A 21,996-nucleotide genomic window follows, 5' to 3' on the forward strand; every position below is an offset into this window, starting at 1 on the left:
TTGCCGCTTTTGATCGCTCTGCAGGCGCCCAAGCGCCAGGAATTAGCCCATGAAAATCACAGCCCCTCTACTGCTCGCCAACCCGTGCGACGAGGAAGAAGAGAACCTCGCCACGGTCTGCTGCTTCAGCACGCAGGGCGACATGTTTCTGATGAACCGCTATCCGGACGAAGATGAGCTGGAGATTTCCCTGGGGGACAACGATCCCTCGTCACTGGAAGGGGTCAAAGTCACCCTGAGCCCGACCCGCCTATTGCTTGAAGTGGCCGCCGGTGACGTTGACGTACTCAATGGCGATGATCACCTTGAGATCCAGTTCGACGCCGAGGCCACGGACATGCAAGAGCTTGAGCAAACCCTGACCCTCATTCTGGATGGCGTCGGCACCTATGCCAGCGAGCTGAGCTGACACAGCCCCCACCTCTCATCAAGCCGCCCGCCGCATCGCAAACACGCTGCCCAACACAATCGCCATCCCGAACAGCACCCCACCTGATACATGGCTGCCCAGCAACACTGCGGCCATCAACATGGCGACGGGAGGCACCAGATACATCACGCACACCGAACGGCTCACTTCGGTGTGCGCCAGCACATAGGCCCACAACAGGTAGGCCAATGCACTGGGAAACACCCCCAGCACCAGTACGGCGAGGTTGACCCTGACCGGCGCAGCGCTCACCTGTGTCGCCAGGCCCGGTGCATAGACACCTAACAACAGGGTTCCGGCCCAAATGGTGTAACAGACGATGGTCAAGGGGCTGTAACGGCTGGAATAGTGCTTTTGCAGCGCGAAATAGACGCTCCAGGACAACGCCGCCAGCAGTATCAACAACCCTTGGGGGCGGAAGGTGCCCAAGCCCTTGTCCCCCCAAATGACCACCAGCGCCCCCACCAGCCCCGTGCCCACCCAACACCAGCGCCAGGCGCTGACGGACTCTTTAAGCCAGATTGCCGCAATAAACGTGCTGAATATCGGTGTTGACTGCGCCAGCACACTGGACGCGCCGGGGCTGACCCAGCGCTGGCCGGTGTTCAACGCCACATGGTGAATCACAATGGCGAACAGCCCCAACACCATCAACCACGGCGCGTCACGCAGGCGAGGCAAGCCAATGCCGCGCACCAGCGTCACCACGCCCATGAACAGCGACGCCACCAAAAAACGCAGCAAGGCCAAGTGGCCGGGGGAGTAGCTTTGCAAGCCGATATGAATCCCGATCGGCGAATACGCCCAGCACAGCACCACTGCCAGCATTGCCCCGGACAACGCCGGGGCCGTTGCACGCCTCAAGCGCGCACCGCCAGCGCCGGGGTTTCAGCCATCGCAACCGCGATGCCTTGCCAATAATGCTCAGTAATGGCCAGAAAACGATTGAACCCGACGCACAGTCCGGCGAAGTCTTCTTGGGTACAACATTCAACGGCCGCGGCTTCAACTGCCTGAACTTTGTGCTCTTTCTCGGCTTCACCGATATGAATATGAAAATACTCACAGTGCTCATGAAACTCATCATTGTGTTTATACGCATACTGATAATTCCTCGCGCCTTCGTATAAACGCGTCAACATGGAATACGCCAACCACTCTTGCGCCAACAACGCCCCTAATACATGACTTTCAGAACGCCCCAATCCGTGCGGTGCATATAACGCATCTTGTTCATCAATAAATAATTGGGTGGACGCCAACAAGGGCCCGGCTTCCAGTTCTTGCAGCGAATAAGGCCGCTTGGCCAAACGGCTCAACAGATCAAGCAAATAGCGTTGCAAGAGCGCGCTGTGCGCTTTATGCACATCCCCGCCACCCAGCTCCGAATACAGGTTCTTGACGATTTCCACCCGCGCCTGCAGGGTTTTGGCCCGCAGCAACGACAGTGCGACCATCGTCGCGGTGCGCCGGGTACGCGCCCAATAGTTACGGGCAAAAATTTCAACTTCAGCAAATGTCAGGGTTTCGTTGAGCCAGCGTTGATAAAACCCGTTATTGAGTGCGCCATGTGAAAACACGGTCTGCGCCAATGACTCAACTTTTGTTTTTGTAATGTTCATATTGACCTCGCTAACAGAGGGGTTACCCTTCCTTTCATCCAGCGCACACTGACGTCAGCCGCAGTGTTTGCAGAAGTCAATGTCAGTCAGCCCTGGCGCAGCGAACAAGTGATTAATTAAGAGTTCTGAACTCAGGGGGAGTGAACCGTGGAATTGAGCCAACTCAGGATGATCAAGTCGGTGGCCGAGTGCGGCAGTATTGCGCTGGCGGCTCAACACCTGCACTGCGTGCCGTCCAATATCACCACGCGCATCAAACAACTGGAAAACGAACTGGGCACCGTGCTGTTCACCCGTGCCGGCCGAGGGCTGCAAATCAGTGCCGCCGGTCAATTGTTTCTGGGGTATTGCGAACGCATCCTTGCGCTGGTCGATGAAGCCCGGCGCGCCGTCACGCCCCACGCCAAGCCCCACGGCACACTGCGCATCGGCGCCATCGACTCGTGCGCCACCGGGCGCCTGCCGCCGCTGCTGGCCGAATACCACCAGCGCTACCCGGAGGTCACGCTGGAGCTGGTGACCGGCCAATGGCCGCAACTGCTTGATGACGTCCAGCACCATCGGCTGGATGCTGCGATTGTCGCCATCGACGTTCAGCACCCCAAATTGCTCAGCACCGCGCTCTATCACGAGCCGTTGATTTTGATTGCCGGGGCTGCCCATCCGCCGCTCACGGACTTGAGCGCCATCTCCCGGCAAACCGTATTCATGTGGCCAGCGGGCTGTCCGTACCGCGACACACTGGAACAGTGGCTTGCCGTACACAACGTGCCCATCAACAGCGTGGCCTACGCCAACTGGGGCAGCATCATCGGCTGCGTCGGCGCCGGCGCCGGGCTGGCCATCGTCCCCGAGGGCATGCTGGAGCGTTTTGGCACCGGCGCCACCTTGACGCGCTATCGTTTCAACGACCTGCCAGCGGTGCAAAACCGGCTGGTGTGGCACCGTGAAACGGGGTGCCACACGGCGCGCGATGCCTTCGCCAGCCTGCTGGCAGAGCACTTTTCACCGCAGAATCCGGGGCCGGCCACGGCGTGCAAATAAGCAACATTCTCAACAACCGGGTTGTTTTGTGCTTTTTCCACAAAAACCCCGACTGGCATTAGTCCCAACCCCCTGCAATGGATTAAAGTAACGCCCCCAGCCCCGGCGCAATTCATGCGCCGCCGGTGTCCTTTTCAGGAACAGTCATCGATGGAACATCGTGAAGCGCTGCTTGCGCTGCGAACCTTTCTTTCAACGCAGATTCTCGGTCAGGAAAAGCTGATCGACCGGCTGCTGATCGCGCTGCTGGCTGACGGCCACATGCTGGTCGAAGGCGCCCCCGGCCTGGCCAAGACCAAGGCCATCAAAGAACTCGCTGAAGGCATTGAAGCGCAGTTCCATCGTATTCAATTCACCCCCGACCTGTTGCCCGCCGACATCACCGGCACCGAGATCTATCGCCCCGAAACCGGCAGTTTCGTGTTTCAGCAAGGCCCGATCTTCCACAACCTGGTGCTGGCCGATGAAATCAACCGCGCCCCGGCCAAGGTGCAGTCCGCCTTGCTGGAGGCCATGGCCGAACGCCAGGTCAGCGTCGGGCGCAGCACGTACGAGCTGTCGCCACTGTTTTTGGTGATGGCCACGCAGAACCCCATCGAGCAAGAAGGCACCTACCCGCTGCCTGAAGCCCAGCTCGATCGTTTTCTGATGCACGTCAAAATCGGCTTCCCGGATGCGGCGGTCGAGCGCCGTATCCTGCAACAGGCCCGTGGCGAAGCCCTGAACGGCGAAACCAAGCCCGAGCGCCGGGTCAGCCAGCAAGCCATTTTCGCAGCGCGCAAGGAAATCCTCGGCTTGTACATGGCCGACGCCGTGGAGGAATACCTGGTGCAACTGGTCATGGCCACCCGCACCCCCGGCAAATTCGACCCGGAGATGGCCGAGTGGATCGCCTATGGTGCCAGCCCCCGCGGCTCGATTGCGCTGGACCGCTGCGCCAGGGCCCACGCATGGCTCGCCGGGCGCGACTTTGTCAGCCCCGAAGACATACAGGCCGTATTGTTCGACGTGCTACGTCATCGCATCATTCTGTCGTTTGAGGCCGAAGCCGCTGGCATCGACCAAGACCGTGTGGTGCAGCGCATTCTTGACGTCGTCGCCGTTGCCTGACCGATGAACAACCCCCTACCCGCCGAACCCGGCATTCGCGTGACCCTGGCCGAGCTGATCGAAATGCGCCATCGGGTGCGCGAAGTGCAGCTGTTTTCCTCGCCCAGCCAGCGCAGCCCGCTGGTGGGCCTGCACCACTCAAAACTGCGCGGGCGCGGGGTCGATTTCGATCAGGTGCGGGTGTATCAGGCCGGAGACGATGTGCGCACCATTGACTGGCGCGTCACGGCCCGCACTCTTGAGCCCCACACCAAGATGTTCCATGAGGAACGCGAACGGCCGATTTTCATCCTCGCCGAACAAAGCCGCCGCCTGTTTTTCGGCTCAGGGCTGATGTTCAAGTCCGTACTGGCCGCCCAGGCCGCCAGCCTGATCGGTTGGGCAGCGCTGGGCCACAACGACCGCGTGGGCGGACTGGTGTTCGGCGACCACGAACATTACGAAATCAAGCCGCGACGCAGTAAACAGAGCCTGCTGCAACTGCTCAACCGTCTGGTGCGGGTCAATCAGTCCTTGCACACCGAGGTGCAATCGGATCGCGATGCCTTGGGCATGGCACTGATCCGTGCCCGAGAAGTGCTGCGGCCCGGCAGCCTGGTGATCGTGATTTGCGACGAGCGCGCCCTCACCGACGCAGCCGAACAACAATTGAGCCTGCTGGCCCGCCATTGCGACCTGATGCTGTTACCGCTCTCGGACCCGCTGGACCATGCACTGCCTGCAGCGGGCTTGCTGCGCTTTGCCGAACGCGGGGCCCAGCTCGAACTCGACACGCTCAACTATGATTTGCGTCAGGCTTACCGCGCGCAAGCCGAAGCTCGCATCGCGCGCTGGGCCTTGCTCGCGCAAAAACTGCGGGTGCTGCTGATGCCCTTGAGCACCCAGAGCGAAATGATCGAACAATTGCGCGACTACCTGAATGCCAAGCGCCCCGGCAAAACCCTATGACCACCCTTGAGCAACTGCAACCGTTGATTGCGCCTCAGGCCATTGGCCTGTGGCCGCCTGCGCCGGGTTGGTGGCTGCTGCTGGTAATCCTCCCCGCGGTGGGCTGGGGCCTGTGGTGGTTACGCCGCTATCTGCCGGCCAAACGCCTGCCAAAGCGCACCGAGCAACCGCTGGACCCGGTACGCCTGGCGGCGCTTGAAGAACTCGCGCGCTTTCCCAAACCTTACGACGGCGCACCCGCCGGTGCCTGGCTGCAACAGCTCAATGGCCTGCTCAAACGTCTGTGCCGCAACCATTACCCCTACAGCCAGAGCCACACCCTTAATGGCCGCAAATGGCTGGCGTTCCTTGACAACCGCTGCCCCGCCGCCGGGCTGACGCGCTGGATGGTGCTGGTAGAAGGCGCCTACAAACCCGAATGCAAGCTTGATGACAAAGCCATTGCCGGGCTCAATCAAGCCGTAGAAACCTGGATCCGCAAACATGTTTGAGTTCGCCTGGCCCTGGCTGTTCACCCTGTTGCCGCTGCCGTGGCTGATGCGTGCTGTGTTGCCGGTGGCGGACAGTGGTGAAGCGGCGCTCAAAATCAGCTTTCTGGGCGACCTCGAAGAACTGGCGCGACGCAAAGCCCGTTCGACCCTGCCTTCGTGGCGCCAACAGGCGCCCTACCTGCTGCTCTGGCTGTTGCTGCTGACGGCGGCTGCACGCCCGCAATGGGTCGGTGAGCCGCTGCCCATTGCCGCCAGTGGCCGCGATTTACTGGTGGCGGTTGACGTCTCGGGGTCGATGGATTTTCCGGACATGCAATGGCGGGACGAAGACGTCAGTCGCCTCGATCTGGTCAAAAGCCTGCTGGGCGACTTTCTGGAAAACCGCGAAGGCGACCGTGTCGGCCTGATCCTGTTCGGCAGTCAGGCGTACCTGCAAGCGCCGCTGACCTTTGATCGGCATACCGTGCGCACCTGGCTGGACGAGGCACGCATTGGCATTGCGGGCAAAAATACCGCCATTGGCGATGCCATTGGCCTGGCCCTCAAACGCCTGCGCCAACGTCCGGCCCAGAGCCGCGTACTGATCCTGGTCACCGATGGTGCCAACAACGGCGGGCAGATCGACCCGCTGACCGCCGCGCGCCTGGCCGCTGAAGAAGGCGTCAAAATCTACCCGATCGGCATCGGAGCAGACCCCGAAGACAGCAGCACCAAGGGCCTGTTCGGGATTAACCCCGGGGTGGATCTGGACGAGCCCGCGCTTCAGGAAATCGCCCGGTTGACCGGCGGCCAGTATTTCCGCGCCCATGACGGCAAAGAGCTTGCCGCGATCAAGGACACCCTCGACCAACTCGAACCGGTGGCCCAGCAACCCACCCAGGCGCGCCCGGCCAACGCGCTGTATAGCTGGCCACTGGCAGGTGCATTGCTGCTGAGTGTGCTAATGGTGATTCGCGAACTGTGGCCCAATGCGCTGCTGCACCGCTGGATGACCCAGGAGCACCGCCTGCACCCTCTGCCTCAATGGCGCCAGCGCCTTAAGCGGCTGCGCCTGCGGAGACGCCGATGAACACGCTCTGGCCGCACTGGTTTCGCCCCGAATGGCTGGCGGTATTGCCCCTGCTCGGCTGGCTGCTGTGGAAACTCTGGCACCGCCAAAAACGCGCCGGGCGCTGGCAAATGATCTTGCCCGTGGCGTTTCAGCGGGTGCTGCTGAGCGGCGGCAATGGCCGCGCCAGCAAACTGCCCTGGATTGTCCTCGGGCTGGGCTGGCTGCTGGCGGCGCTGGCGCTGATGGGCCCGAGCTGGCAGCGGGTGGAGCAAGCCACGCAAAAACCCGCCGATCCGCTGGTGGTGATGCTGGAACTGACCCCCGAGATGCTGGCCACGGACAGCTCGCCCACTCGCCTGGAACAAGCGCGGCGCAAGGTGTACGACCTGCTGCAAAACCGCAGTGACGCGCAAACGGCGGTTATCGTGTACGCCGGCAGCGCCCACACGCTGGTGCCGCTGTCTGACGACCTGGCCACCAGCCGCAACCTGTTGGAGGCGCTCAAGCCCTCGATCATGCCCCAACCCGGCCATCGCGCCGACCTGGCGGTCGGTAAAGCCTTGCAGTTGCTGGATCAGGGCGCATTGGGCCAAGGGCGACTACTGCTGATCGGCTCCTCCCTGAGCGCTCAGGAACGGGAAGGCATCCGCAGCCGGCTGGGCAGCGATGCGCCGCCGTTGCTGATGCTCGGCATCGGTACGCGCGACGGGGCACCGGTGGTCGATGAAAACGGTCTACTGCTTAAAGACGACCAGGGCGCCATTCTGTTGCCTCGCCTGGACAGCCCCGATTTGCGCAGTTTCTTGCTGGACATCGGCGGCCGCTACCGGCAGGCGCGTCTGGATGACAACGACTTGCGCGGGCTCGGCCTGCTGGACGGCGCACACCACCTGCGGGCCGACGGCCAGACCCAGCGCCTGGACACCTGGGCCGACCAGGGTTATTGGCTATTGCTGCCCCTGTTGCTGCTCGCGGCTTGTGCCGGGCGGCGCGGCTGGCTGTTCTGCCTGCCGCTGCTGTTCTTGCTGCCACAGCCCAGCTATGCCTTCAGTTTCACCGACCTGTGGCTACGCCCCGACCAACAGGGCCAACGCCTGCTGGAACAGAAAAAACCGCTGCAAGCGGTGCAGCACTTTGAAGACCCGATGTGGCAAGGCATGGCGCTGTATCAAGCGGGGGACTACGCCGCTGCAGCTGAGCGTTTCGCCGAGGTCAACAGCGCCAGCGCCCACTACAATCGCGGCAATGCACTGGCCATGGCAGGCGAGCTGGAGGCGGCCATTGACGCCTACGAGCAAGCGCTTGAGCGTCAGCCCGAGTTGCAGGCCGCGGCCCAGAACAAGGCCTTGATCGAGCAACTGCTTGAAGAGCAGCATGAGCAAAGCCACGCCACGCCCGAACGCCCCCCCGAGGCCGAAAACCCGGCCCCTGACGCCCAATCACCGGGCAGCACGCCACCCCAGGGCGCGCCCGGTGCTACCCGTCCTGCGCAAGACCCGAGCGGGGCTTCGACGCCTGCTGGCGAGGTCAGTCCTCAGCCTGCGCAACAGCCGGACGCGCCGCCGACCGCCCCCGGCGAACCGGAGGCAGCGCCCGCGACCAACCCTGCCCCGGCAGGCATTCGGCCCATTGAAGAAGAACACCGGCAGGCACTGGAGCAATGGCTGAAACAGATTCCCGACAACCCCAGCGAACTGTTGCGACGAAAATTTTGGTACGAACAGCAGCAACATCAGGACACGCCTCAATGAACCGCCTTTGTGCTTTGTTACTTTTGCTGTGGTGCTGGACACTGCCCGTCCAGGCACTGGGGCTGGTCGCCAGTGTCGATCGCGATCACCTCAACTCGGGCGAAACCGTTGAGCTGACGCTGGAATCCAATGACGCCACGCAATTTGGCAAGCCCGACCTCAGCCCCCTCGACGACCTGTTTGAGGTGCGCGGCACGCGGCAGGTCAATCAACTGACCAACCTGAGCGACAGCAACAAAGCCAACACCCGCTGGATCATCACCCTGCAACCCAGGCGCACCGGTACAGTGGTGATCCCGCCGCTGCAGGTGGGCGATTATCACAGCCAGCCGATCAGCCTGACCGTCAGCCAGAGTGAAGCCACGGTCAACGAACTGGCTCCGGTCTTTATTGAGTCCAGCCTCGACCAGTCCAGCGTCTACGTGCAGGCCCAGGCCATCCTGACCCTGCGCATTTACCACTCGGTGGCCCTGTACGACGACAGCAGCCTGACCCCGTTGCACCTGAGCGATGCCATTGTCGAACAGCTCGGCGAGTCGCGGACTTACGAAAAACTGATCAACGGGGTGCGCCACGGCGTCATCGAAATGCGCTACGGGATCTACCCGCAGCACAGTGGCGAGCTGCTGGTGCCTGCGCAAACTTTCAGTGCCACCCAGGTCGACAGCCAACAGTCCAACGCCCCGGCGCCCTTGGGCCCGGTACCGGGAAAACTGGTACACGTGACGTCGCCGGACATCCCGCTCAAGGTCAAGCCCAAGCCGCAAGACTACCCGAGCACCGCGCCCTGGTTGCCCGCACGCAGCCTGAGCATGAGTGAAACCTGGAACCCCGAGCCCGATCACTGCAGGGTGGGCGACTCGCTCACCCGGACCCTGACGCTCAAGGCCCAAGGGCTGTCCAGCGCGCAATTGCCCGCACTCACCGCCACCGACGTCAACGGCTTGCGGCGTTATCCCGACCTGCCGCAACTGAGCAATCAAATCACCGAAAACGGCCTGATCGGCAGTCGCGAAGAGCGCGAGGCGCTGGTGCCCACCCGCATAGGCCAAGTCGAATTGCCCGCGGTGGAAGTGGTGTGGTGGAACACCCACGAAGATCGCCTTGAGCGCAGCTACTTACCGGCGCGCACGCTGCAAGTCGCCGCCAACCCTGACCTGGCGCTGGACCCTGCCGCCAGCGATACGACGCGGCCCCTGAGCGATGAATCGTCGCTCTGGCTGTGGCAACTCAGCACCTTTGTATTGGGTTGCTCGACGCTGATCGGCTTTGGCCTGTGGTGGCGCGCCCGCTGGCAGCCAGCCATTTTGCGGGCTGCGCAGACTGGCCCCAGCCCGCGCACACTGCTCGATGATCTCAAACGCGCCTGCCTGGCCAACGACCCGCAAGCGACCCGCCAGGCACTCGATGCCTGGGCCCGCCAGCAACCCGAAACCCTGGCGGACATGGCCGCGCGCTTTGTGTTGTTGTCCGATGCGCTGGACGGCCTCAATGGCGCGCTCTACAGCGAGTCTGGCCAGCACTGGCAAGGCGAAGAGTTATGGAAGGCCATTCGCAGCATTCCGGCGCACGAGCGAGAGCAAGACCCCGGCAGCGAGCCGAGCAGCCTGCCGCCGCTCTACCCCAAATAATGTCGAGGTGGCGACGGGCATGCTCCCTGCCTGGCGCGACCGCTGATGACCTTTTTAAACGGATTCTGTTATGCGCCTGTTTCACACTTCCGACTGGCATTTGGGGCAAAACCTCCATGGCCAGGAACGTGACTTCGAACACGCCTGTTTTCTTAACTGGCTGCTGGCCCAATTGGCCACCCGGCAACCCGACGTGCTGTTAATTGCCGGGGACATCTTCGACACGGTCAACCCGCCGGTCAAAGCCCAGGAACGCCTTTACGACTTCATCGTCAGCGCCCATGAACAGCACCCCGCGCTGACCATCGTGATGATTGCCGGCAACCATGACTCCGGTTCGCGCATTGAGCTGCCTGCCCCGCTGATGCGGCGCCTGCGCACCCACGCGCTGGGTCGTGTGCTGTGGCTTGACGATGGCCAGCTCGATGCCGAGCGCCTGATGATCCCGCTGCCGGACGCAACCGGACAGATCGCGGCCTGGTGCCTGGCGTTGCCGTTCCTGCGCCCCGCCGAGGTCACGGGCGCACACTTGGGCGATGACTACCTGCGCGGCATCGGTCAGGTGCATGAGTGGCTGATCGAGGCCGCCAATGCCAAACGCCAGCCCGGTCAGGCGCTGATAGCCATCAGCCATGCGCACATGGCGGGCGGTTCGGTCTCCGAAGACTCGGAGCGCAGCCTGATTATCGGCAACGCCGAAGCCCTCCCCGCCAGCCTGTTCGGCCCAAGCATCAGCTACGTGGCCCTCGGGCATTTGCACAAGCCGCAAAAGGTCAATGGTGAAGAGCGGATTCGCTACTGCGGCTCGCCCATTCCCCTGTCCTTTTCGGAGATCAGCTACCCGCATCAGGTGCTGGAGGTGCAACTGGAGGGCGAAACCCTGGTCAGCGTCGAGCCCTTGCTGATCCCCCGCGCGGTCAATCTGCAACGCATCGGCCCGGCGCCACTGAGCGAAATTCTCTCGCAACTGAGCGGCGTGCCGGACGTTGATCTGCTGGCCGATACCCAGCGCCAGCCGTGGCTCGAAGTGCGGGTGATCCTCGACGAACCCCAGCCAGACCTGCGCCAGCAGATTGAAACCGCGTTGCAAGGCAAGTCCGTGCGCCTGGTGCGCATCAGCGCCGAGTATGCGGGCACGGGCAAACGCGGGGACGAAGACGACAACGCGCGGCTGATTGAACTCGACCAGTTGACCCCGCAAGAGCTGTTCAGCCGGGCCTGGCTAGACAGCTATGGCCGCGAGGCCGATGAACAGACCCTCAAGGACTTTGCCGTGTTGTTGCAAGACGTACAGCTGGAGGGCGAACAGCCATGAAAATCCTCGCCATCCGCCTGAAAAACCTCGCTTCGCTGGCGGGCCCGTTTGAACTGGATTTCACGGCCGAGCCCCTGGCCAGCGCCGGTCTATTCGCCATTACCGGCCCCACCGGCGCCGGTAAAAGCACCCTGCTCGACGCCTTGTGCCTGGCGTTGTTTGGCGCCGTGCCGCGCCTGAACAACACCGGTCGTGACGCCAAAGTGCCCGATGTTGACGGCGAGATCGCCACTGGCGACCCGCGCACCCTGCTGCGGCGCGGCACGGGCGAAGGTTATGCCGAAGTGGATTTTCTCGGCATCGACGGACGCCGCTACCGGGCGCGCTGGGAAGCCAACCGCGCGCGGGAAAAGGCCACCGGCAAGCTCCAGGCCAGCCGCCAGAGCCTGCGCGATCTGGACAGCGATCAATTGCTGGCCAGCCAGAAAGGTGATTACAAGGTCCAGCTCGAAGCGCGGCTGGGGTTGAACTTCGAACAGTTCACCCGCGCCGTGATGCTGGCCCAAAGCGAGTTCAGCGCCTTCCTCAAGGCCGACGACAACGAACGCAGCGAACTGCTGGAAAAACTCACCGACACTGCGCTGTACACCCGTCTGGGCAAACGTGCTTTCGACAAGGCCAAGGAAACCCGCGACCTGCACAAGCAGCTACAGGATCAAGCGGTGGGGATTACGCCCCTGTCGCCTGACGCGCGCCTCGAACTGGATCAACAATTCACCCTGGCCCAACAACAGCTCAAGGCCCGACAAGGCCAGCTCAAACAGCTGGAGCAGCAACACGTCTGGCTCAAGACGTTGCGCGAACTGCAAGAACAACACCAAAGCGCCGCCGAGCAGTTGCAGCAGGCGCAAGGGCTGTGGGACAGCCAGGCCGGTGACCGCGACACCCTGCACTGGCTCGAACAACTGGCCCCCCAGCGCCATCAGTTTGCACGGCTGGCCGAGTTGGACGCACAGGTGCGTCCACTCACGGCGCAGATGGCCGACCATCAACAGCAACATGCGCAGTTAGAGGCACAACACGCGCAACAGGTGCACACGCTGGAAGCCGCGCGGCTGGCGACAGAGCAGGCCCAGGCCATGCACCAGCAGTGCGCCACGCCACTGCAGCAGGCCTATGCAGAACAGGCCAACCTGCAACGGCTCACTGACACGCTCGACAAGCAACGCGCCCTCAAACAGCAAGCCGACACCGCCAGTGCGGCGGGCCAACAACGGCTCGACACCCTGATCGAGCGCCAGCAACGCAGCACCGAACAGCTGTCACTGATTGCCCAACAGCTTGAGCACAGCGCTGAACTGGCGCCGCTGGCCAATGCCTGGGACGCCTGGCGCCCGCGCTTGCAGCAACTGGTGCGCTTGAGCACCACTTTAAGCACCGGTCAACACGAGCTGCCGGCCCTGGAGCAACGTGCCCTGCACGCCGCGCAGCAACTGACTGAACAGCGCAACAGCCTGGAAATCCTGTTTCAGGAAGCGGCGGCCGAACCCCACGCCGTCAACGAGCAAATCCAGGCGTTGGGCAGCTTGCTCAAGGACAATCGCCAGCAGCAGCGCGACTACGAAGACTTGCAGCGGCTGAGCAGCACTCAACAGGCGCTGGACGACCGGTTGCAGGCCCTGCAAAGCAAATTGCAGGCGCTGCACACAGAACGCGAACAGCGGATCGAACTCGGCACCCAGACCAAAAAACAATACGAGGCGGCCGAGCAGGCACTGAACGTCACCCGCCAACTGCTGGAGCGCCAGCGACTGGCCCGCAGCGCCAGTGTTGAAGAACTGCGCGAGCACTTGCAGGACAACCAGCCGTGCCCGGTCTGCGGCAGCCACGAGCACCCGTACCACCAGCCCGAAGCCTTGTTGCAAAGCCTTTCGCGCCATGACGAAAACGAAGAGGCGGCGGCCCGCAAGGCCGTGGACACATTCAAGGCCACCCTCGATCAACTGCGTGAACAGGTCAGCGGCCTGAATGCGCAACTGCGCGAACTGCGCCTGCAACATCAGCAATTGCTGGACGACCAACAGGGACTCGCCCCCAGCCTGGAGGCGCACCCGCACCATGCGCAGTGGCAGGACCAACCCGCGGCCAAGCGGGCGCCGTGGCTGGCCCATCGGCTTGAACAATTGCACTACAGCATCAGCCGTGACGAAGAACGTCAGAACGCCCTGCTCGCCCTGCAAAGGGACGCCGCACAACTGCAAGGCGACATCCAGCGCAGCAGCGACGCCAGCCAGTTGGCCGCCCGGCAACTGGCCGACCAGCAGGTGCAGCTCAACGCCGACGCCCAGCGCCTCGAAGAGGAACTGGCGGCGTTCTCCAGCCTGTTGCCTGCCGAGCGCCTGGCCGAACTGCGTGCGCACACGTCGGCCTGTTTCATGGCGTTGGATCAACAGGTGGGCGAGCGGCTTGCGCACCTGGAGCAACAACGCGACGAACTCGCTGAGCATGCGGCGCGCAGCCAGACCCTCGAGCGCGATCAGGTTCAGCATAGCCATCAGCGCTCCCAGCAGGACGCGCTGCAGCAAGCCCTGGACGAATGGCTCGCGCAGCAACATGCCAGCAAGCAGGCCCTGCACGCCCTGCTGGGCCCACACAGCAGCGCCGAAGCCTGGCAGCAACACCTTGAACAGGCCCTGGAACAAGCCCGCACCGCGCAAGCCCATGCCAGCGACACCGTGCAGGCCACCACCCGCCAGCAGATCCAACTGACGGCTGAACTCAAGGCGCACCGCGAACGTTTGCAGGCACTTGAGCAGGAGCACGCCACGTTAACGGCGCAGGTCGCCCAATGGCGTGCCTTGCACACTGGCGTGGATGACGCGCGCCTGCATCAATTGTTGGCCCATGACGAGCCACAGGTGCGGTCACTGCGCGAGCGTCTGCTGGGCAGTGAAAAAAACCTGGAACACACCCGGGTTCTGCTTCAGGAACGCGAACAGCAACTCGCCCGGCATCAGGCGCAGGCCAACGGCAATCTGGACGCCGAGGCCCTGACTCAGGCCCTTGACGCGCTGAACGTTCAACTGGAGGTGAGCGAACAATTGAGCGCCGGACTGCGCGCGCAACAAGCTGAAGACAATCGGCGCACTGAGGCCAATCAGGCACTGGCGCAGCGCACCGCGCAAGCCTATGACGAGTGGCAGCGCTGGGCGCGGCTCAGTGATTTGATCGGTTCGGGCACCGGGGACAAATTTCGCAAGATTGCCCAGGCTTATAACCTCGACCTGCTGGTCCATCACGCCAATGCCCAACTGCGCCAACTGGTGCGCCGCTACCGCCTCAAGCGCGGCGGCAGCATGCTTGGATTGCTGGTGATGGACACGGAAATGGGCGACGAACTGCGCTCGGTGCATTCGTTGTCGGGCGGCGAGACCTTTTTGGTGTCGCTGGCGCTGGCCCTCGGGCTGGCGTCCATGGCGTCCAGCACGCTGAAAATCGAATCGCTGTTTATTGATGAAGGCTTCGGCAGCCTCGACCCTGAATCCTTGCAACTGGCGATGGACGCGCTGGACGGATTGCAGGCACAGGGACGCAAGGTCGGGGTGATTTCCCATGTGCAGGAAATGCACGAACGGATTCCGGTGCAGATACAGGTTCAGCGCCAAGGCAACGGGCTGAGCACGGTGCAGGTCAAATGAGCCTGCACACCCTCTACTCGTTCCGCCGCTGCCCCTACGCCATGCGCGCCCGCATGGCCCTGCGCTACAGCGGTGTCCCGGTGTCGATCATTGAGGTCAGCCTCAAAGCCAAGCCCGCCGACATGCTCGCCGCTTCGCCCAAAGGCACGGTGCCGGTGCTGGTGTGCGCCGACGGCCGGGTCATCGAGCAAAGTCTGGAGATCATGCACTGGGCCCTGAGTCAGAACGACCCCGACGTTTGGCTGCCAGCGGACCGGCCTTTGATCGAAACGTTGATTGAAGAAAACGACACCCGCTTCAAGGTGCTGCTGGACCGCTACAAGTACGCCGTGCGCTACCCCGAGTACCCGATGGAGCATTACCGGGCGCAAGCGGCGGTTGTGTTGCAGCGGCTTGAGTGCCTGCTTGAGCACATCCCCTACCTGACCGGCACCACGTTGACCTTGGCCGACGTGGCACTGGCACCGTTCATACGCCAGTTCGCCCACGTGGACCGCGCGTGGTTCGCGCAAGCGCCCTACCCTAAATTGCAGGCCTGGCTTGAACGCTTCCTCGCGTCAGGGCTGTTCACGGCGGTGATGGCCAAACAGCCCTGAGCGACAGGGGTTGAGGACGTAAAAGGGCCGCCACGTCCCTGCGCTTGTCGACCCGTGCGCAGGGATTCAGCCGCCAAGGGTTATGGCCGGTTGATGAACTTGAGGTCGGACGGTGCGTCCATCGACAGGTTTTGCACGGTGTCGCCCAGTTTGCCGGTCTGCGGATCGCGTTCCATGACCACGATGTTGTTGCTCATCTGGTTGGCGATCAGCACAAACTTGCCGTTGGGGCTGAGGGCGAATTCACGGGGGTGATCGCCTTCAACGGAGCGGCGCTGCAGGTGCGTCAACTCGCCATTGGCGGGGTTAATCGCAAAGACCAGCAATTCGTTGGCCTTGCCCCGATTACTGACGTACAGGAACTTGCCGTCGGCGCTGGTGTGCAGGCCGCCTGCGGCGCGGTTCACGGCCGGTTGGCCCGGCGCCAGTTCTACCGCCTGACGCTGTTTGAGCTGACCGTTGTCGTAATCGAACACAAACACCTGAGCACTCATTTCTGTGGTCAGGTAAGCGTGTTTGCCATCGCGCGAGAACAACAGGTGGCGCGGACCACTGCCGGCAGGCAGTTCAATGGCAGCCGGTTCGGCGGGGATCAGAGGATGCTCGGGGTTGGCTGCGGGGTCGTAGCGGTAGACAAAAATCTTGTCGGCGCCCAGATCGTTGGCATAGACGAAGTGGCCGTCCGGGGATGACACCACCGAATGCACGTGCGCGGACAACTGGCGTTCAGGGTTAACCCGGCTGGCCGGGTGGCTGCTCATTTGGGTCACGGGCTGCAACTGGCCTTGCGCATTGATCGGCAACACCGCCAGGCTGCCGCCGGGGTCGGCATGCACGCCATAGTTGGCCACGAACAGATAGCGCTCATCATGGCTCAGGCTGGAGTGGGTGGGCTCTTCGCCCAGGGTTTTGACCTGATTGACCAGCGTCAGCTCATGGGTCTGGGGGTTGATCGCGACACTGCTCACGCGCCCCACCACATCCGCCTGGCCTTTACCGTTTTCGTTGACCACGAACAGCCGCTGCTGGTCGGCGGACAGCGTCAACCAGGAGGGGTTGGCCGACTTAAACACTTGCAACGGTTCAGGGGTGATGCGCCCTTTTTCGCTGTCGAACTGCAAGCGGTAGATGCCCTGGCTTTTGCCTTGGGTATACGAACCGACGAGCAACTCCACTTCACGCTCGGAGGCCGCTTGCGCCGACATCGCGCCCACGCTTGAGGCCATCAACAGCGGCAACCATTTAAGCTTCATCAACCACCTCACAGTCGTCATCATTGCTTGCGCTCAATGCGCTGAGGCAGACCAGGCGGTGCTCGCCCGAGTTGCCCACGAGGGTCCAGCTTTGCAGGCTGTCGTCAAAAACCGCCGCCTCAAGCTGTGGGGGTGTAAAACTCCAGCGTTTTTCGGCGCGGCCATCCATGCACTTGATGAGCAATTGCACATCATCCAGAGAAAAATCCCAGGCGTGCAGCCCGTCAATAATCAGCATGTCGCTGCTTTCAAGGGCCGCACGCATGGTCTGGTTTGAATCGCTCATTAATCATTCACCTGTTGGAAAGGCGCAATGATAGGTCAAACCAGCCCCTTTACCCATGCCTGTCTGTCTTTCACTGGACGTCCCGCGTCAGAAATCGTTCCGTCAGCAGCTTTTGACTGATGGGCGCGTAATACACCTGGGTCGGCGCACGCCCGGGTTTGGCTTTGGCATCTTCAGCCGGCTGGCTGGCATACCGTTGAGCCGCCAGCTTGAAATGGGCCGCTTCCACGTTCTGCGCCGGGCTGTCGGCCGCTTTGTAATGCAAATGCGCATACCAGAGCACGTTGCCGGCGGTGTTTTTGATTTCGTACTCCTGCACGAAGTCCTGACGTTCCCCACGCAAGGCCACACGCGGCTCGAGTTTGTTCACGCTGACGTGTTGCTTCTCCAGCAGGAAGTTAACCGTGGCGGTGGTGGGTGGTAACGACATCAGCAGCTCAACACCTTGGGAACGCAGCAGCGCCGCGCCGTTTTCCAGGCGTTTGATGTACATCGGCACGGTGCCCGGCTTGGGGTGCTCGACGGCAGGCTCATCGGGGGCAGCCTGTTTGATCTCCAGCACCAGCCGATCCAGTTTTTGCGCATAACGGTCGAGAATTTCTTCCAGCTCCAACGGGAACCTGGACCGCTTGGCGTAGCCCTTGACCCTGCGGATCTGCGCATTCAGCCCCTGCACCAACGTATTGGCTTCGGTTTTGAGTTCCGACAGTGGCCGTTCGGGCACCACGACCGGCGCTTGCACTTCAACCCACTGATCCGGGGCGGTTTGTTTGAAGGTGACGGTCAGGTGGGGCGAAGGGCTGGTGCTTCGGGCACTGGCGCCCGACAGATCGCCCACGTCCACAACCTCGGCGTCGCCCTCGCGGGTGTTTTTACGGGGGATGCCGACCAGAATCCCTTTTTTACGGGTACGGACAATTTTGCGCGTATAGGTGGGCGTGCGCAGGGGGCGGGGCTGCGCCGGTAACCACTGCGATTGCTCCTTGGCCTGCTCGTCCAGCATGGCCTCGGCCCGTTGATCCAGTTCAACCAGTATCGAAAGCACGTTGTTAAAGGCCGGTCTGTTCAACCGCGCGCCTGCCTCTTCCTGAAAAATCCCCAGCGCGTCATCAGCGCGGGCATACCGCTCGCGGACGTCAGTGAGAATTTCGGCACGCTCCTCAAGGCTGAACAGCGATTGATCTTCCAGTGCGTATTGACTTTGCGAGGTATAAAAAAGGTCGGTCAGTATTTTTCTCACCGTCACCCAGTCTGCGCTGCCCGGCGAGGAGACGATCAGCTCAGGCAATACCAACAATTGATAGCCCCGGCACACAACGCTGGAGCGATAGTGAGTCATGTCCGCCTGTTCAAACAGCACGTATTTTTTCTGCGCTTCAAGCGCGGTGGCATGCCCCAGTTTCGGAACGGCGCGCAGTGCGCGGACGTACGTCTCCAACTCGCGAAAATACCCTGCCGCCTTGTCAAAGGCGTCGATGATGGCCTGGCAATCGGCCCGGTAAGCCGCTGAGCGCAGGGTCTGCACATTGACAAACTGACCCTCGTTGCTGAAAACGTCGGGGTGCTGCGCTTTGAAAACCCCCGTCAGCATCAGATGGCTATCGAACAACGTGCTGGTCAGGCGAATCAGGAATTTATAAAAGCCGACCAAATTGGCAGGGTCTTTCTCTTCAGCCAAGACGTCCTGCTTCTCCAGAAACAGCTTCAAGGCGGCTTCGTATTCAGGCTTCTGACGCTCCATGACCGCGATGTAGTTTTCCAGTGCCGCGCGACGTCGGGTCAGGTCGCCGGTTTCAGTGTCATCGGCATTGACCTTGTCGCTGAGGGTTTGCGCCGCCGTCATTTCGGTTTCCAGCACCTTGGCCCGGGCATTGTAGAGCGTGAGTTGCTCACGCAACTCCGTCAGGCGTTTGATGCGCTGCTCCTTCTTCGCCCTCAGCCGGGACTGGGGGGTGCCGCCGCGCAACCGCAACCGCAGGTCGTACGTCCAACTCCCCTGTTCATTGCGCAGGATGCGAGGACCGCGGTCTTGCGGATCGTGCGGGTTGACCAGGTAGACATCGTCATCATCGAGCTGGACGCGATACACCCAGTTATCCACCTCGGCATACAACTGGTGTTTGAACACCAACAAGCCCTGATAAGGCCCTCGGTCTATCGCAGGGCTGTCACTCTTGAAGCCTGAGACATGATGACGGTCCAGCCAGCTCAGTTGCCATCGGGTGTACTTGACTTGCGGGTTGGTAAACCAGGAAAAATCCAGCGCGGTGAGCTGATGGCCGACCTCGACGTCCACACCATGGGTCACCCCCGCTTCGATGATCGGCGGTGCCGGGAGCGGCTGCAGCGCCTCGCGCGCTCTGACACTGGCCGGGATCAACACGGCGTCCGGCTCCTGCTGCAACAACGGGCGCGGCACCACCGTCCGGGCGTGCAACAGCACCAACGCACAATTGAAGATCAGGTCGATCAGGGCCGAGGCTTTCTGCTGTTCGTCAGTTGCGCGCAGCTGTTCTATATCGTTCTGCACCGCCAGCCACGTCATGCTGATACCCGCGATGACCCGCAGTGGCCAGGCCAATGGCAGGTTAGGCACCACTGCACTGAACAACAACCAACCCCCCGTGATCAGCGACTGCCAACGTTGTTCTGCGTTGGACACGGTCTGCCGGTCGGCCAGCTCACTGAGTGTTCGCGCCATGTCAAGGTACAGGTCATGCATGAAGTCCTGGCTCAAGGTGAAGGTGCCCAACGTCGCTGCACCCGCGATCAGGGGAAATGAACTGTCGGCATGCACGTTGCGCGAAGGCAGGTTCAAGCGGTAGAAACCGCCTGCCTCATACAGGGGGCGGGCACTGGCGGGCAGCCAGGCCAGCACACTGCGCTGCAACTCGCCCGGCGCTGCAATGGCCGCAAACAACGCGTCCCACGAGGGGTATTCAACCAACGGCTGCTTATGCAACGGGCGATACAGCACATGGCACCCTGCCCTGACCTCGGTAGGGCCGATGACAAACATGCTGCGCACCTCGTGGGCAGGCAAGGTGGGCACCGATAACAGCGTGAGCGGCCGGATGCACACGGGTTGTCCGCCCACTGCCCGCATTTGCGGGTCCGGGTGCATGAGGGCTTTGATCATCTGAAACCCGCGTTGAGTGAGCGGGGCCGTTTTGCGGAGTGTGATTTCCAGCGCTTGCAGCACCAACTGCACGCGCAGCTCATCGGTGAAAAGTCGTTCACGTCGCAGGGCGTCGTCTGGGTCGTTGAGCAGGCACTGGCGGATCCACTGCGGATAACGCAGGCCAATATTGACACGGCGCACCAGACGCTTGATGTAGTCAGGCGTCATCCACCAGTCCTGAATCAGCTGGCCTTTGGCGTGAGTAATGGTCATGCGGCTGCCCCGAATGGCGGTCAGGTTCTCCACGGCCAATTCGGTGAGGGTCAGGGTGAACCGGTTGAGCGTGCCGACAGTGCCCTCGCCGCCCGGGCCCACCGGGTCGACAAACGTCAGTTGGATGTCATCCGGGTTGTAACCCGGCGCCTGAGGCTGATCGAGCAGCATCTGTTGGCGCAGCGCCTGGGCGGTATAGGTGTAGAGGTCCGGGATGTCATCGTTGAAGCGCTTGCCCTGCGCCAGTGTGTAAACGCTGGCCAACGCCACCAGTTGTGAGCGGTATTCAAAGCGGTCGGCGGCGCAGGCGTTGCGCAACCACGGTGGCAGCGCCGCATAGACAGGCGCCAGATCAAGCGGCTCCGGGGCTTCACTCACCTTGAACACGGCCGCGGTGTCCGTCACTGCCTGGATGCGTTGCTCCAGAGCCGCGAGCGTCATGGGTTGATCCAATGCCCCGATGGCGTCCAGCTGACGCTCCAGCACACACATCGACTGGGTGTCGAGAAGGTTGCCGGCGGGCTCGTAAAGCACACATTGCGCACGCTGCAATCGATAACGCGAGGCAAACCGCAGGCTCCAGAAGCGGGTCAACGTCCCCAAGGACGCAAAACGTTGAAGGGTCCCGCCCGGCGTGCAATAGAACCAGGTGCTTACACCGTTCTCGAGCACCTCGATCACGGCATCCGGGGTGACCACATCAAACCTGCGCCCGGCCGCCCACAACCGGCCTGCCACGCTGTGTACCGTGACCGATGTCTGCGCGTCAAACAGCCTTGCCTTGAGCGGGCGCTCGCGCAGGCGCTCATTGCGGTGGGGATAGCGCACAACCTGACGCAGCGCCTTGCGCTGGTTGTCCGTGAGCTCAGGCGCCCGCGCGATACCGGTCAGCATCTGGTCCCGAATCATCCGGCCCACCCAGTGCAGCCGGGTATTACCGGCATCAACGGGTTGATTCCAATACGCGATGAGCGCGTCTTGAAAGGCAATCGGCCAAATACTCAGCACCTCCAACAGCAAGGGCTCGATCACGCTCATGGGTTCGATCGGCACAAAGCCACCGACCGGAGGCGCCACCGGGCTCATCGCTACGAAGCACGTCGGGTCATCGTAATACCGGTAGGTGAGCGGTTCTCGGCTGGCGACATGATCCAGCAGCTCATCGATCAATAAACAGTAGCGCTGGGTGGCAAGGGGTTGACCCTGGGCGTCGACGGTCAGCACCAGATAGGTGTTGCTCAGATCGAAGGCGTGCTGCTTGAGGGTGATGGAGTGAGCCAGTTGCTGGGTCAGCCACTGTGTGACCACCGCACGCACGGTGGGACGGGCGGCAAATTGTGCAGCCACCGCACGCTGGACCACGTGGGAGGCGTAGACCGGTAAGGGTGAAGGGGCGGAATCGGACATGGGTACTTCCTTATCAAGGCGCAGGGATA

At 62.2% G+C, this 21,996-nt stretch carries 16 protein-coding genes; 11 read left to right on the forward strand and 5 right to left on the reverse strand.

The window, feature by feature from the left end:
• Window positions 1-49: 49 nt before the first annotated feature.
• Window positions 50-409 (forward strand): hypothetical protein, encoded by a 360-nt coding sequence (locus IF654_RS13230; protein WP_194862328.1) that lies wholly within the window; start codon window positions 50-52, stop codon window positions 407-409.
• A gap of 18 nt (window positions 410-427) precedes the next feature.
• Here IF654_RS13230 and IF654_RS13235 read toward each other — a convergent pair whose 3' ends face one another.
• The gene (locus IF654_RS13235; RefSeq protein ID WP_194862902.1) at window positions 428-1,258 is read right to left on the reverse strand and encodes a DMT family transporter; all 831 of its coding nucleotides are present in this window, start codon (window positions 1,256-1,258) and stop codon (window positions 428-430) included.
• A gap of 32 nt (window positions 1,259-1,290) precedes the next feature.
• Complete coding sequence (locus tag IF654_RS13240; protein ID WP_094987686.1) at window positions 1,291-2,052, reverse strand: iron-containing redox enzyme family protein; 762 nt, start codon at window positions 2,050-2,052, stop codon at window positions 1,291-1,293.
• A gap of 147 nt (window positions 2,053-2,199) precedes the next feature.
• On the opposite strand from IF654_RS13240, the gene IF654_RS13245 reads away from it, so the two are divergent.
• The 10 genes from IF654_RS13245 to IF654_RS13290 all read left to right on the forward strand — a co-directional run bounded on the left by IF654_RS13245 (window position 2,200) and on the right by IF654_RS13290 (window position 15,627).
• Window positions 2,200-3,096: a LysR family transcriptional regulator gene (locus IF654_RS13245; RefSeq protein ID WP_047275475.1), complete on the forward strand. Its 897-nt coding sequence runs from the start codon at window positions 2,200-2,202 to the stop codon at window positions 3,094-3,096.
• Between the two features lie 150 nt (window positions 3,097-3,246).
• Window positions 3,247-4,206 (forward strand): AAA family ATPase, encoded by a 960-nt coding sequence (locus IF654_RS13250; RefSeq protein ID WP_016780594.1) that lies wholly within the window; start codon window positions 3,247-3,249, stop codon window positions 4,204-4,206.
• A gap of 3 nt (window positions 4,207-4,209) precedes the next feature.
• Window positions 4,210-5,154 carry a DUF58 domain-containing protein gene (locus IF654_RS13255; protein WP_047275477.1) on the forward strand — a complete coding sequence of 315 codons (945 nt, stop codon included), beginning with the start codon at window positions 4,210-4,212 and terminating at the stop codon, window positions 5,152-5,154.
• The gene (locus IF654_RS13260) at window positions 5,151-5,645 is read left to right on the forward strand and encodes a DUF4381 domain-containing protein (protein WP_094989222.1); all 495 of its coding nucleotides are present in this window, start codon (window positions 5,151-5,153) and stop codon (window positions 5,643-5,645) included. The genes IF654_RS13255 and IF654_RS13260 overlap by 4 nt, the downstream gene beginning before the upstream one ends.
• Window positions 5,638-6,714: a vWA domain-containing protein gene (locus IF654_RS13265; RefSeq protein ID WP_194862327.1), complete on the forward strand. Its 1,077-nt coding sequence runs from the start codon at window positions 5,638-5,640 to the stop codon at window positions 6,712-6,714. The genes IF654_RS13260 and IF654_RS13265 overlap by 8 nt, the downstream gene beginning before the upstream one ends.
• Entirely contained in the window at window positions 6,711-8,447 is a 1,737-nt protein-coding gene (locus IF654_RS13270; RefSeq protein ID WP_047280764.1) for a tetratricopeptide repeat protein, read from the forward strand. The genes IF654_RS13265 and IF654_RS13270 overlap by 4 nt, the downstream gene beginning before the upstream one ends.
• On the forward strand, window positions 8,444-10,078 hold the full coding sequence (locus tag IF654_RS13275) for a BatD family protein (protein WP_047280765.1): 1,635 nt from the start codon (window positions 8,444-8,446) through the stop codon (window positions 10,076-10,078). The genes IF654_RS13270 and IF654_RS13275 overlap by 4 nt, the downstream gene beginning before the upstream one ends.
• A 70-nt stretch (window positions 10,079-10,148) precedes the next feature.
• Window positions 10,149-11,393, forward strand: a complete 1,245-nt coding sequence (locus IF654_RS13280) for an exonuclease SbcCD subunit D C-terminal domain-containing protein (protein ID WP_047280766.1) — start codon at window positions 10,149-10,151, stop codon at window positions 11,391-11,393.
• Window positions 11,390-15,031, forward strand: coding sequence for an AAA family ATPase (locus IF654_RS13285; protein WP_047280767.1), 3,642 nt, complete (start codon window positions 11,390-11,392; stop codon window positions 15,029-15,031). The genes IF654_RS13280 and IF654_RS13285 overlap by 4 nt, the downstream gene beginning before the upstream one ends.
• Window positions 15,028-15,627, forward strand: a complete 600-nt coding sequence (locus IF654_RS13290) for a glutathione S-transferase (protein WP_047280768.1) — start codon at window positions 15,028-15,030, stop codon at window positions 15,625-15,627. The genes IF654_RS13285 and IF654_RS13290 overlap by 4 nt, the downstream gene beginning before the upstream one ends.
• 80 nt (window positions 15,628-15,707) lie before the next feature.
• Here the strand turns inward: IF654_RS13290 and IF654_RS13295 are convergent, their stop codons facing one another.
• The 3 genes from IF654_RS13295 to IF654_RS13305 form a co-directional block, all read right to left on the reverse strand.
• On the reverse strand, window positions 15,708-16,880 hold the full coding sequence (locus IF654_RS13295) for a lactonase family protein (RefSeq protein WP_047275494.1): 1,173 nt from the start codon (window positions 16,878-16,880) through the stop codon (window positions 15,708-15,710).
• Complete coding sequence (locus IF654_RS13300; RefSeq protein WP_047275495.1) at window positions 16,870-17,166, reverse strand: DUF5629 family protein; 297 nt, start codon at window positions 17,164-17,166, stop codon at window positions 16,870-16,872. The genes IF654_RS13295 and IF654_RS13300 overlap by 11 nt, the downstream gene beginning before the upstream one ends.
• A gap of 70 nt (window positions 17,167-17,236) precedes the next feature.
• A complete protein-coding gene (locus tag IF654_RS13305) occupies window positions 17,237-21,967 on the reverse strand; it encodes a dermonecrotic toxin domain-containing protein (RefSeq protein WP_194862326.1) in 4,731 nt (1,576 codons plus the stop codon).
• Window positions 21,968-21,996: the final 29 nt, after the last annotated feature.

The sequence above is a fragment of the Pseudomonas lundensis genome (assembly GCF_015377145.2).
Taxonomy (GTDB): domain Bacteria; phylum Pseudomonadota; class Gammaproteobacteria; order Pseudomonadales; family Pseudomonadaceae; genus Aquipseudomonas; species Aquipseudomonas lundensis.

Excerpts from the sequence above, each read along its gene's own strand:
- IF654_RS13230 (WP_194862328.1), top strand. The coding sequence starts at position 50 with ATGAAAATCACAGCCCCTCTACTGCTCGCCAACCCGTGCGACGAGGAA.
- IF654_RS13235 (WP_194862902.1), bottom strand. The coding sequence starts at position 1,258 with ATGCTGGCAGTGGTGCTGTGCTGGGCGTATTCGCCGATCGGGATTCAT.
- IF654_RS13240 (WP_094987686.1), bottom strand. The coding sequence starts at position 2,052 with ATGAACATTACAAAAACAAAAGTTGAGTCATTGGCGCAGACCGTGTTT.
- IF654_RS13250 (WP_016780594.1), top strand. The coding sequence starts at position 3,247 with ATGGAACATCGTGAAGCGCTGCTTGCGCTGCGAACCTTTCTTTCAACG.
- IF654_RS13255 (WP_047275477.1), top strand. The coding sequence starts at position 4,210 with ATGAACAACCCCCTACCCGCCGAACCCGGCATTCGCGTGACCCTGGCC.
- IF654_RS13260 (WP_094989222.1), top strand. The coding sequence starts at position 5,151 with ATGACCACCCTTGAGCAACTGCAACCGTTGATTGCGCCTCAGGCCATT.
- IF654_RS13265 (WP_194862327.1), top strand. The coding sequence starts at position 5,638 with ATGTTTGAGTTCGCCTGGCCCTGGCTGTTCACCCTGTTGCCGCTGCCG.
- IF654_RS13270 (WP_047280764.1), top strand. The coding sequence starts at position 6,711 with ATGAACACGCTCTGGCCGCACTGGTTTCGCCCCGAATGGCTGGCGGTA.
- IF654_RS13275 (WP_047280765.1), top strand. The coding sequence starts at position 8,444 with ATGAACCGCCTTTGTGCTTTGTTACTTTTGCTGTGGTGCTGGACACTG.
- IF654_RS13280 (WP_047280766.1), top strand. The coding sequence starts at position 10,149 with ATGCGCCTGTTTCACACTTCCGACTGGCATTTGGGGCAAAACCTCCAT.
- IF654_RS13285 (WP_047280767.1), top strand. The coding sequence starts at position 11,390 with ATGAAAATCCTCGCCATCCGCCTGAAAAACCTCGCTTCGCTGGCGGGC.
- IF654_RS13290 (WP_047280768.1), top strand. The coding sequence starts at position 15,028 with ATGAGCCTGCACACCCTCTACTCGTTCCGCCGCTGCCCCTACGCCATG.
- IF654_RS13295 (WP_047275494.1), bottom strand. The coding sequence starts at position 16,880 with ATGAAGCTTAAATGGTTGCCGCTGTTGATGGCCTCAAGCGTGGGCGCG.
- IF654_RS13300 (WP_047275495.1), bottom strand. The coding sequence starts at position 17,166 with ATGAGCGATTCAAACCAGACCATGCGTGCGGCCCTTGAAAGCAGCGAC.
- IF654_RS13305 (WP_194862326.1), bottom strand. The coding sequence starts at position 21,967 with ATGTCCGATTCCGCCCCTTCACCCTTACCGGTCTACGCCTCCCACGTG.